Source organism: Streptomyces sp. NPDC006335, assembly GCF_040612795.1.
Lineage (GTDB): Bacteria > Actinomycetota > Actinomycetes > Streptomycetales > Streptomycetaceae > Streptomyces.
Genome location: NZ_JBEXQX010000018.1, coordinates 99413 through 111088, shown reverse-complemented (window position 1 = coordinate 111088; position 11676 = coordinate 99413). Strand labels below are relative to the sequence as shown.

Below are 11676 nucleotides of genomic sequence, written 5' to 3'. Positions count from 1 at the left end.
CGCGCCGCACGTTCCTCCTGGAAGGACGACCCTGTGATGACGCTCCCTACCTCCGGCCAGTTGCGTACGCTCATACATGACGCACTCACCACAGCGCTGACCCGCGACGCCGCCACACTGCCGGCCTCCATGCTCTACACGCCCGACTGCCGCCCCGCGCTGTTCATCGACAGCAGCGTGGTCCGCGGTGGTCCCGGAGTCGGCAAGACGTTGTGGGCCCGAGTCCTGACCGATCCTGACCTGCGTGCGGCAGCCGCCTATGACTTGAAAATGCCGCGCCTGGAGGATATCCGGGTGGCCTCCGCCCCTGGGGCCGCAGGAGACAGCGACGGCTATCCGGCCGCGCCGGAGCTGGAGGCACTGCTCGGCGAAGGGATCCGCCCCGTGACAATGTGGACCGCTGTCGCCCTGACCGCCCTGGGCGTCTGCGACCTCACATCCCTGCCCAGCTGGCGCGACCGCGCGCAGTGGTTGCTGCGTAACCCCGACGCCCTGCGCCAGGCCGTGGCCGACCTGAACTCGCAAGGCCGCAGTCATCTGGTTGTCTTCGACAGCCTGGACCATATCCACCCCGATCAGCGCATTACGGACCGACTTGTCTCCGGAGTTCTCCAGCTCGCTGCCGACCTGGCTCGCCTCGGCCCGCGCGTAAGGGCGAAGGTCTTCCTACGCCCCGACACCCTCGACGCGGCCCTGTGGGCGCTTACGTCGGAGGCCCGACGTGCGCTGCGTACGACCGACTTGAACTGGAGCACGTCGGACCACTGGGGCCAGGTGACCGGGACGCGCCTCTACGGGCTGTTCTTCCAGCTCCTGGCGAACCACCCCAGCGAAGGTGCCGTCGCCTTCCGTTCTCTGACCCCGGGCTGGAGGCTCACCCCCGACGGCCGCTTCAGCGCCCCCGAGCAACTGACTTCCGATTCCGCCGCGCAGGAACGCCTCTTCACCGTGATCGCGGACCCGTACATGGGCGCGACCGCCCGCAAGGGTTCCACGTACCGGTTCATGCTCACGTATCTCCAGGACGGCGTCGGCGGACTCAGCCCGCGCCCGTTCCTCATCGCGCTGAGGCAGGCCGTGCGCCACGCCTTGGACGATCACCCCGACCACCCGCGCGCCCTTCACCATCGGGACATCCGTCGGGGTGTGCCGGAGGGAGCGCGTGCGCGCGCTGCAGAGGTCGAGAAGGCCATGCCGTGGGTGCGGGCGGCACTCGCTCCGCTGGCCGGGCAGCAGCTGCCGATCGAATCCGACCAGGTCATCGCCCAGTGGGACCACGCGGGCCTGCCAGACCGTCTCCGCCGTCTCGGCTCCCGCTCGGCGGACCCGTACCCCGGCGGCATGCGGCACCTGGCCCGCTACCACGACCTCCTCAAAGAGCTCACTGCCGCTGGCGTTGTGCACCCCAGGACCGATGGGTCCTGGGACATGCCCGATCCGTTCCGCATCGCATACGGCTTGGGACGCCGAGGAAGCGTGAAGCCGGCCTCGGCCCCCGTCTAGCCCGACTGAGGCGCGCCCGGATTCCGGCCACACATCGGCACGCGCACCAGTTGTCGCGCCGCTGCCCCGCCGCCGGATACCGACTAGCAGGGGTGCGCCTCCCGTCGACTGCGACGAGTGGTCGCACAGCGTGAGCGCAGGCGCTGGTCGACTCGGTTCCTGAAGCCGAAGGCGTTGCGCGCTTCGAACCGCGCATCACTCGCGCCCTCAAGGCCCTCGCCGAGGCGGGCCAGCCCGTGACGCTCGGTACCTTGTGGTGGAAGCTGGAAGGGCCGCCGACGTTCGAGCGGCAGCCGCGCACGGCGACAACCCCGGCGCCTCGGTCAACGACCGCGGAGTCGACGAGGTGCTGTGGTGAGCGCCCCCCCGACTACGCCCCCGGCCCCCGGCCTTCAGCGGCCCCGCCGCCCGCAGAGCACCACTTCGGCTGGCCGGGCACCGTACCCGTGGGCCGAGTACAGAGCCTCTGTGCGACCGGCTGGAACGACACCGACGAGCAGGAGCCCGCGCGGCGCCGACAGTCGACCGTACCCGGGACAGCCAGCCCATTACCCACCAGACGACAGGCCTTGTCCCAACTGGCGCTCCGAGGCGGCCCAACCCCTGGCCGACCCGATGCCCACGCGCGGCCAGCAATTCTCGAAGATCCATAAGCGCAAGGAGCGCTGACATGTCCTCAGCCCAACCCACCGAGACGCGCCTCCTGACCTGGCGCGAGGAACTGACTCACGACCTGGCCGATGCCACAGAGAAGACGCGGGCGGCCTGGTTGTCGCAGCGCAACGTGGTCGCCACCTACCTGCGGGCCGTCATGCCCCACCTGGAGGCGGCGTTCCACCGGGGCAATCTCGGTCATCTGCGCGACCGGGGGATCCTCCCGCCCTCGCTGACGCACCCGCTCACCGGCCGCGAGAAGCAGGTCATCGTCCGTGTGGCGCGCGGCATGTCCAACGCGAAGACGGGCGCGGACTTGTTCCTCTCCGAAGAGACGATCAAGACCCACTTGGGGCGCATCTACAAGAAGACCGGCACGCACGACCGGGCCCACGCTGTCGCCCTCCTGCTGATCCGGGGCGACATCACGGCGGCCGACGTTCTGAAGCCCCTGGATGACGACTGTTGACGAGCCTCTCCCGCACCTGGCGCACGTAGCCAGCACCGGGCGCCCGGTCCACTTCGTCGAAATCCGGCGGTGCGGCGACGAGTACCCAGCCCCTGCGCTGGCGGGCATGGTGCGGCGGCTAGTAAACGTGCTTGTCAGCTGAAGCCCCGCACGACAAACCGGGGTCGCCGTTCCACGGGGGCCCGGCTTCGTCATGCCGTCGCGCTCGCCGCCATATCCACAACATCCCCCGTACGTCAGAGAAAGCGCATTACACCCGCCATGACCAAACCGACCAACCCCTACGCCCAGGTCAACTCAGACTTTCTGGGCGGGACCACCGAGCGCCAGGCCCAGCAGACTGAGACCTCTGAGGTGGTGCCGGCATGAGCCTCCGTCCAACCCAGGACCCCGCGATTGACGCGGAGCACGGTGGTGAGATCCACCCCGCCTTCGGCGTCGCGGTCGTGACGCGAAGAAGTGGCTCGGGTCGTTCGCTGTTCCAGTCAGACCTGCTCCACAATGCGACCATCTCGCTCTCCGTCCACGAGGCCACGCGCAATCGCGACCTCAACCACGACTGGGTCCATCCGGGCCGGCAGCTTGTGGAGATCGAGATGAGTCTCGCGCAGTGGGGCTCGCTCGTGTCCTCCATAGGGCTCGGCAGCGGCGTACCGGTGACCATCCGGCGTACCGAGCACAACGCCTCCGTGCCTGAGATCCCTCATCAGCCCCGCACCGCCGAGAACCTGCGAGAGGTTCGCGAGGTCACCGACCGGATGTACGCCCGCGTCAAGGCCGCCACGGCGGCATTGCACGAGGCGGTCCACGAGAAGAAGGGAGTGAGAGCCACCAAGGAAGCACTCAACGCACTGGAGAACGCCGTCGCCGGTGCGGGCAGCAACGCCCAGTTCACCGTCGACTCACTCGTGGAGGCCGGCGAGCAGGTCGTCGCTCAAGCCCGCGCCGATATCGAGGCCCACGCCCTGGAGGTCGTCCGGCTGACGGGGACCGAGCCCTCCATCGAAGCCTCGTCCTTCGATGCCCCGGCGCTGCCTGGGCCCGCTACCAGCCGAGAGGAGCCCACCGATGCCTGAACTCACCGTGCCCGACGAGCTGTTCGACGCCGATTTCGTCGTCTCCGACGAGCACAGGCTGGCCGACCGCTTCGACTGGATCATCCGGGACGGCCAGATCGTCCACGCTCCCGTCGTCGGCTGGACCTGGGCGTGCCCCAAGTGCGGCGAGTCCGGAACCCTGCCGGAGGACCCTGTTGCTCTTTTCCACAGTGCCTCTCCGCACGGGAAACAGCAGGCAGGTGACCCGTTCGACACCCTCGTGCCGCTCCTGGTCTCCGTCGTGCGCGAGTTCCCTGGCCCTGCTCCGGGAGCCGACTGAAGCACCAGCCTCGATACGGAGGGACACCAGCCATGAATGCGCTCACGACCACCGGGACGCCGTACACGGCATGAGCTGCGGGCAGAGACCCCGCCCCGCCGCATCGGGCTCGTCCCTTCCCGGCCGCGGGAGCAGGGATCCGCTTCAACTCCGGCCGATCAACCACGTTCACCGAGATCCCCCAACTGCCCGGTCTCTCGATCGAACGCATCAATGACAGCGTGGAGGAGCCGTGATGGATGAACAGAGGAGGCAGGAATTGCTGGACAGCCTGCCGGACGACCCGGTCAACGCCGAGCGGCCTCCGGAGTCCCTCCAGCAGAAGGCAGACAGGATCGCCTCTGCCACAGGTCATTCCACCGAGGACGACATCACCCTGCCGTCCCAACTGGAGCGCCTGGCCGACCAACTGGCCCGCCAGTACGACTACCGGCCCCTGACCGAGCTCGAGCAGGAAGACCCCGAACGCGCCCAGGAACACCGGGACGCGGCCGCGCACCTGGCGCCGTGGATCCAGGAGTGCCCCCGCGAGGAACGCCGTGCCGCCTTTGGCCGCGGCTTCGACAAGGGCAAGGAACGCCAGAAGCTGCGTACTGCCGGCGACGTACAGCGTCTCAAGGGCGAGGTGGCCGAACTACGGCAGGACCGTGACCCGGACGGGCTGCGGGCTCGTATCCGGGACCTGGAGTACGCGCTGGAAGGCTGGGACCGCTTCATGACCGGCCGGGTCCTCCCGGACGCGCCAGCGGACTGGAAGGCGCAGGCCACCGAGTACCTGGCCAAGTTGATCGCGGTACAGCGGGAACTTGCCGTGCTGAAGGGCGTACAACCATCCAACGCCACCCGAAGCAGCTCGTCGTGACCGAAGGCGCCTTGTCCGCGTGTCTGGATGGGTTACAGGCGGCCTTGTCCCGGCCCACACCGGCCCCGCACCCGTCCCTGCCACTACGACCCGGCCGCTGGCTCCGCGGAACCAGCCTGCTCCACCCGGATACCCGCTAGGCAGCACCGGCCCCCTGTTCAGGACGACCCTGTGCGTTGCCGGATACGCCGCCCACGTCACCGGCCACATCCTCGCAGTCGTTCGCGACCCGCCCGACTCCCACGGCAGCCGCGCCACCTACACCGTCGCTCACAAGCACGGCAGTCAGGCCCTGCCCGTCTGGGGCGTCGCCAAGCGGGAACTGCCCTGACCGGCACCGAATCGACTGGGCGGCGATCCAGCAGTAGCCGTCCGCCCCGGCCGAGTAACCGCCCACGACCGCCCGGTTATTACCTGGCCCCTCATCTGCCTGCCCGCTTGTGCGCAGACGCTTCCATCGTTCGTCGCGCCATCACCGTGTGGCGGGGGCGGTGCCCCGTTGCCAGCCCTGACCCGCGGCCCGCCCAGCGCCGGCGTGGACCGGTCCGCGGGCTATATCCGACCGCTCGCTAGGAGAGCATCCGCTATGTCCAGCCGTCTCGAATTCGTGCGTGTCGCCAGCGACAACCCCATTGATCTCCTCTACCCCGGCACTAGCATCGGCGGCGATCTTGTCAGTGACGGTGAAATGGCCGTCGCCCTGTGGAACCGCAGCAACGGCATTGCCCTGCACGGCACGCAGCAGGACCTGCTCAACCGCCTCGAACAGCTCACCGCCGTCGTCCGCGCTGCTCCGCCGCTGCCGACCGAGCCGTATCACCTGCCCGCCCACCTCGACCCCGATGACGTCATCCCGGAGACCGGCGACGTCTGCGTCGACGGCGTACACGACACCACCCGCTGCGCCACGCCGGGCATCACTGTTCGTGACCCCCGCCGCGCCACCTGCGCCGCCTGCATCAGCGACTGGAACGACATTGGGCACACGGCCATCGCCACGGTCCTGTACGTAGCGGCCGATCCAGCCAATCACACGATCAGCCCCAGCCTCCCTTACTCCCTCACCAGCTGGGTCACCGACGAAGGTAGGACATCATGACCGTTACCGACCCCGCCTCCTCCGCGGGCGCCTACCTGCTCAACGCCCTGCACGCCGCCGGATGGACCGCCGTCGAGGACGGCGACAGGGCTAGCGACTACGTCGAGCTCTCTTTCGGCACCGGCGGGGGAGTCATCCAGGTGACCGCCAGCGGCGCCCACGAGAGCGAACTCGCCTACCCGCCCGCAGAGCACGCCGGATGGCACGCCGTCTGCTACCCCGACGGCTACTCCGGTGACCTCCCCGATGACGCGTTCTATCCCGCCGGGATCCCGGACCTTGCCGAGGACACCGCCCGCCTGATCACCGCGATCCGCGCCGCAATCACCCGGCACGCCACCCCCTGACCCCCACCACGTGTCAGCGGCGCGTCCCCTTCTGAAGTCGCGACCGTTCATCCATCAAGGCCCGTGCCCCGCTCCGCACCGTGCGGGGCTGGAGTACGGGACTCCTCTTTGTCTTGCCCGTCCCACCTCTGGGAGACGGAGTAATCCACCATTCGATTCACTTGTCGACTCGGTGAACGCGGTCGTATGTGAGTCGATAGGGATCTATTCTAGAATGATTAGACTGAGGCTATGACTCACAACAGTAACGCTCACGACAACCACACTCCCGACACCGAGCTCCCGAAGTTCTCCGTCAACGTCGTCCCGACGAACCAGCTCAAGTACGAGGACCTCCGCACGCTGCTGATCCTCTACCGCCGCGGCGAGATCGCTCCGCTGATCTTCGGCGACAACAACAAGCCCGAAGCGGCCGTCATCCCCTTCGCCGCCCTCGTGCGCCTCATGAAGTACGACCATGCGGCTGAGGTGCACGAGAAGCGCGCCTTCCAGGCCGAGCTTTCTCGTCGTATCCAGGCCTCGGATGCTTCTGGCGATCCTGGCATGACCCTCGAAGAACTCGGTGATGAGCTCGGAGGGCCTGCGCAGACCATGATCCGCAAGGTGCTCGACGATGAGGCATAGCCTGCGCATCAGGGTCCATCTGAGCCCTGGCGCTCGCGCCGACCTCCAACAGCTCAACGAGCGAGCCCTCAAGCATCCGCACGGGAAGGAGGAGGCCCTGCTGGAAGCGACCATCGTGATGCTGCACCGGCTGAACGGGCGTCGCCATCCGACGAAGCCGCTCGACTACAACCCGCATTTCGCAGATCTCTCAGACTGCGACACGACCTACGTGGGAGCCGATCCCTACGAGAAGCCCCCTTTGCGGATCGTTTCCCGGGACATCCGGCCAAGGCGCTCCGACGGGATCACCCGCCGCGAGATCGTCGCGATTGCCGCTCGGCAGGACAGCAAGGTGTACCGAGTTGCGGGCCAGCGTTTAGGCCGACCCGTGGGCGTCACCCTCGCCGATCTGGCCGCGCAGCGCGAACCGACCGCGGATCCCTCGCGATCCCCCGAGCGCTCGGTCAACAGCTTCGACTCTCCGCCCGTGGATGAGCCCCACTTCCTCTTCGAGTGACCTTTAGTCGACGACTCTGTTCATCATTGAGGGCTTCTCGTGGAATGGGTGCAATGGCAACTAGATGAGGGCGAGTTGATGACGATGTACGACTACGAGGCGGCGGCACGGGCTGTTGCCCCTGATGCCGATTCCCAGTACGACTCGGGACCGTGTTCAAGAGCGCCCGCGGCGAAGTCGCCAGCGCTCGGCGACGCTGCGGCCGAGACGGAGCAGGTGGCTGGAGCATCGCCCGGGGCCGGCCAGCTGAAAGATATCGACGGAGTGGGAGGCAGGGTCACGATCCGCCAGGTGCTGAAGGTGTGGCGTTCGGCATCGAGCGGCGCGCCGCGAGTCGTCGTACTGCGGCTGCGGTACCGAGCGGTCGGCAACGACTGGGGACACGCGGGGGGCGGTGGCCGCACACCCATGCGGATCAGCGAGCAGGGCGTGGGCGCCGACGAGTGCGCGGTAGCCGCCCTGTGCGTCGCACTGGCCGCCGTCGAGCCGGACGATCAGGTGTTCCTCATTGCGCCGTTCAGCGTGGCTGCGCTGATTCGGTCACTTGTCGAGGCGCGCAGCGTGGTGGCGCTGGCAGCCTCACTGCGCCCGTATGTGGCCCCGTACCTCGCCCGGCTGGGCTCCGCCTCGATTGAAGTGAGGAACCGGCAGGGGATGCGCGACATGTTCCGCAAGGTCTCTGCGAGTACACCTGCACGGGCGTTCGTCTCGCTTGAGGATGCGATCCGTCGGGTTGCCACGGGGGTCGCCTCCCGCCCTGCGCTGCCGACGGCGGCGGACATCGGTGAGCTGGGGTGGGTTACAGACTGGGGCCGCTCCCGGAAGTACGACGGTGCGGCAGTGGCATTTGTCCTTGCCTCCAGCGAGGGTGTGCAGGAGGCCACTACGCGAGTAATGGTCATTCCGCAGGAGCCGGAGATCGTCGACGGCGAACTGGCGGCTGTCCTGGCCGCCCATGCCTACGGGCAGGTGACCGGGCAGAGCATGCAGGCGTTCTACACCGACTCGCGCGACACCAGTGTTCACCTGCGCCGGTACATCGAGACCGGCCGACCCGCCCGGTACGGCACCCTGCTCGCTGCTCTGACCGCACCGTTCAGCGACGCCGAGCTACTGGCTCTGAAGGTGCGCTGGATCCACCGAGGGCTGACGCGGGCGCAGCGGCTGGCCGATACCGCTGCCCGCCACCTGAGCCGGCATGAGCAGGTCCCGCCCGAGTCCATCATCGACCTAGATTGGCTGTTGCAGGAGCTGGCAGCGCTCTCGGCAGCGTGACGGCCGCCGGGTTGCCCGCGCACTGTGGGGACCGATTCGGCGTGTCCGTCGCCAGCCGTCCCATGATCGTCTGATCGTTCTGCCCCGGAAGAAATGCGGCGTCCAGGACGCAGACCTTGTTCAGGTCGACGAACGAGGCTCAGGGCCGCTGGAGCACCTCGGTCAGCGCAGGCGGCAACAGACACTCGCGCTCACGGCGGGCGTGCTCGTCGTCCGGCACATTGTGCTCATTCTGATCCTCGCGATCGACGACGACTAAGCCTCTCAACTGGGGTCGCCCCGCCACAAAAGAGCCCCCGCGATGCTCGTGCATCGCGGGGGCTCTCTTTTTCTGCTGGCTCCTCGTTGCTTACGACGCGGCTCGCAGCTCACGATCCTCCATAGCGTTCTTGATCATCCCGCAGGTCTCCGGTGAGATCTCATCCGCATTGCCCCCCAATCGACGGTTGAAGCTGCTCGACGCGGAGAACTTCAGCACCACGTAGTCGTCGATGTCGCTCTTGCCGAAGCGCACCTTGTGGCCCTTGTGATCCTGGCGGTAGAACCGACCGAAGCTCGTGAGTACGACCGTCTCCCCACAGCTGACCGCGCCCGTGAGCTCGCCGAGCAACGACTCGTACACCTTGTTCACCACCCGGACCGGCAACTTGCTGCGCATCGCGACCCGAGAGATGAACTCGCGCTTACTGACACGCGGATTCGTCGTCGTCTCCATACCCACGCCCTGTCCTGTCGTCCTTCATGCCGCAGTTTCGCTTATAAACCAGTCTATCGGAGGCCGTCGTGAGTCCGGAAGGAGGGATGGGCTTATCAAATGGCGCTATCTAAGTTTGTCGTGACCCATTCGGCTAGAGCTCCAGATCCGGCTCGATCTCCTCCCGGTTGTCCTTGGGCTCGTAGTCGACCGACTCGATGATGTTCCGCGTGCTCGGATCGCGGCGCTGGTTCACGACCTTGTCGTGGGACTCCTCGAACCGCTGCTGCGCCGCCACACGGTGGGCGGCGTCGAGCTTCGCGCCGATATTGCGCTCCCCGAACTCCATCAACGAGCCCAGCACTGCCTTCGTGCCCTGCTTGGTCGCGCTGACGTTCGGCTTGTTCTGGGCCCGCATCTGCTCCCATCGGCTCCTGTCCTCCGGGGTGACGTAGCCGAACATCCGCGCGAAACGCGATCCGAACCTGACCTGCTGCCCCTCATCCTGTTCCTGGCTCATGGCCCTTCTTCCTGCTCCTTGTTCGTGTTCTCGGATCGCCCTCAGGCGGGCTGGCAGTCCTCAGAATCGGTCTCAGCGTTCGGGCTCTCGTTCTGCGGGCCGGCCTCCCGCTCAGGCGACGGGCCCGCAGGGCGCGACCGCGGCTTGAGCCGCCGCTCCTCGAAGAAGGCACCCGGATCGTCGACCGCCGTCTGCAGCGTCTGCTGCCAGTTCTCCCCAAAGCTTCGCTTCAACTCGGCCTCGAGATCTGGGTACTTCTCGTTCACTGCCTCCATCGCGTCGACGTAGGCGTTGGAGTAGACCCGCCGCTGCTCCTCGGGCGGCAGGCCGTCGATGTCCATACTCGCGATCATCACCTCGGACTGGTCCAGGCGGTGCTGGAGCATGTCGGGGAGCCCACCGGTGTCCAGACCCTGCCTCTGTGCCGCGAAGCCGACCAGGTAGCCGAGCATGTTGCCCCCGTAGCCCTCTTGGTCGCCGCGGCCCAGCGCGTCGAGCATCGAGGTCTTCATCGTCTCGGCGAGATGGACCTGGTGGGTGTCCGCGTCCATGAGCCGGCGCAGCGTGAACATCCCGTCCTCAGGCAGACGCTGGCCCAGCTGGTCGTCGAACTCACCACTCCAGACCGTGCGAAGCCGGTCCGAGCCCGCGATCCGCTCCTCATGCGCAGGGGCCTTGACGATCCGGCCGTGGGCCACGCCGTTGAACATCGTGCGCAGCTCGGGCTCATACTCCATCCGCTCGCCGATGATCATCCGCGCGCGGTGGACGACCTCCTGACGCTCCAGGCCGTCTTCACTCATCTGCTCGCGCAGCCGCTTGCGCATCGCCTGGTAGCTGTCGCGGATCAGGCCAGCGTCCGCGCCCGGCTCACGCATTTTCCAGAAGGCGTTCTCCATGAGCGCGACCTCGGTCATGGCCGCCGAGTCCGGAGTGAACATCTCCCGGTGACCGCGCTCACGGTGTCGCATGGCGTCGAAGCGCTTGCGCCACTTCTTCGTCAGGTGGTCACGCGGATCCGTGCTGCCGATGAGGCGCTCGCGCCGGGCGCTGCTCGGCACGTCCTTGAAGATCCTCTGCCGGTGCGCGATGTCGCTCTCAGCGGAGGCGACCATACCGCGGGTCCGGATATCGATGCGCTCCTGGATCTTGCCCTTGAAGGGCCGGAGGTAGCTGCCCATTTCTTTCTTGAAGTCCGGGGCAAGCATCCGCATCGCCATCACCATGCCGACGGCCTGGACGACCGAGTTGGCATTCACCCCGCGCGAGAGCGGCTTGAGACACGACTGCATCATCATCTGCATGTAGACGTGGTGCATGACGCCGAGCTCCTGCGTCCGCTCCTCGTCGTTGAAGCCGGGCACCAGCAGCTTCGAGTCCCGCAGCGAGGCCATGTACTTCTCGCCGGCCAGCCGCGTCTCCGCCCGGAGTTTGAGTAGCTGCTCGCGCTGGCCCAGGCCCTCGGCCTCGTCCTCGGCCCGGTCGACGTCGATCCAGTGCACGCGCTCGCGGTCGGCCATCCGAGCCTGGGTCTTCACGCCGAAGAACCCGCGGGCGCGGTCCCGGAGCCGCTCGCGCCAGGCGTGCGAGCCGTCGTCCTCCGATCCCGGCTCATCGATCACCTCGGCGTCGATCGGCTCGTCCGAGGGCGAGTCCCGGTAGGTGTACGCAGTGCCCTGAGGCTCATCGGCCCGCTGCCGACCCTCGTCCACCGGAAGCTCCTTGGTCGCGCGCCGACGGCCCGCACGGCCCG

The 11676-nt window shown here is 67.5% G+C and carries 13 protein-coding genes; 10 read left to right on the top strand and 3 right to left on the bottom strand.

Features of this window, described 5'->3' with window-relative positions:
- Window positions 1–36: 36 nt before the first annotated feature.
- From ABZ098_RS36000 to ABZ098_RS35955, 10 genes are all read left to right on the top strand, one after another.
- Entirely contained in the window at window positions 37–1503 is a 1467-nt protein-coding gene (locus tag ABZ098_RS36000; protein WP_356597951.1) for a hypothetical protein, read from the top strand.
- Window positions 1504–2173: 670 nt separating this feature from the next.
- Window positions 2174–2626, top strand: a complete 453-nt coding sequence (locus tag ABZ098_RS35995; protein ID WP_356597950.1) for a helix-turn-helix transcriptional regulator — start codon at window positions 2174–2176, stop codon at window positions 2624–2626.
- 365 nt (window positions 2627–2991) lie between these two features.
- Window positions 2992–3702, top strand: coding sequence for a hypothetical protein (locus ABZ098_RS35990; protein ID WP_356597949.1), 711 nt, complete (start codon window positions 2992–2994; stop codon window positions 3700–3702).
- The gene (locus ABZ098_RS35985; protein WP_356597948.1) at window positions 3695–4003 is read left to right on the top strand and encodes a hypothetical protein; all 309 of its coding nucleotides are present in this window, start codon (window positions 3695–3697) and stop codon (window positions 4001–4003) included. The genes ABZ098_RS35990 and ABZ098_RS35985 overlap by 8 nt, the downstream gene beginning before the upstream one ends.
- A gap of 235 nt (window positions 4004–4238) precedes the next feature.
- A complete protein-coding gene (locus ABZ098_RS35980) occupies window positions 4239–4865 on the top strand; it encodes a hypothetical protein (protein WP_356597947.1) in 627 nt (208 codons plus the stop codon).
- 586 nt (window positions 4866–5451) lie between these two features.
- Window positions 5452–5964, top strand: a complete 513-nt coding sequence (locus ABZ098_RS35975; protein ID WP_356597946.1) for a hypothetical protein — start codon at window positions 5452–5454, stop codon at window positions 5962–5964.
- A complete protein-coding gene (locus ABZ098_RS35970; RefSeq protein WP_356597945.1) occupies window positions 5961–6311 on the top strand; it encodes a hypothetical protein in 351 nt (116 codons plus the stop codon). Before ABZ098_RS35975 ends, ABZ098_RS35970 begins: the two co-directional genes overlap by 4 nt.
- Before the next feature lie 231 nt (window positions 6312–6542).
- Window positions 6543–6935, top strand: a complete 393-nt coding sequence (locus tag ABZ098_RS35965) for a hypothetical protein (RefSeq protein ID WP_356597944.1) — start codon at window positions 6543–6545, stop codon at window positions 6933–6935.
- Window positions 6925–7434: a hypothetical protein gene (locus ABZ098_RS35960; RefSeq protein WP_356597943.1), complete on the top strand. Its 510-nt coding sequence runs from the start codon at window positions 6925–6927 to the stop codon at window positions 7432–7434. The genes ABZ098_RS35965 and ABZ098_RS35960 overlap by 11 nt, the downstream gene beginning before the upstream one ends.
- Window positions 7435–7512: 78 nt before the next feature.
- A complete protein-coding gene (locus ABZ098_RS35955; RefSeq protein WP_356597942.1) occupies window positions 7513–8709 on the top strand; it encodes a hypothetical protein in 1197 nt (398 codons plus the stop codon).
- Between the two features lie 349 nt (window positions 8710–9058).
- On the opposite strand, the gene ABZ098_RS35950 is transcribed toward ABZ098_RS35955, so the two are convergent.
- The 3 genes from ABZ098_RS35950 to ABZ098_RS35940 form a co-directional block, all read right to left on the bottom strand.
- Window positions 9059–9424 (bottom strand): HU family DNA-binding protein, encoded by a 366-nt coding sequence (locus tag ABZ098_RS35950; protein WP_356597941.1) that lies wholly within the window; start codon window positions 9422–9424, stop codon window positions 9059–9061.
- A 133-nt stretch (window positions 9425–9557) separates the two neighbouring features.
- Window positions 9558–9923, bottom strand: a complete 366-nt coding sequence (locus tag ABZ098_RS35945) for a hypothetical protein (RefSeq protein ID WP_356597940.1) — start codon at window positions 9921–9923, stop codon at window positions 9558–9560.
- 41 nt (window positions 9924–9964) lie between these two features.
- Complete coding sequence (locus tag ABZ098_RS35940) at window positions 9965–11635, bottom strand: hypothetical protein (RefSeq protein WP_356597939.1); 1671 nt, start codon at window positions 11633–11635, stop codon at window positions 9965–9967.
- Window positions 11636–11676: the final 41 nt, after the last annotated feature.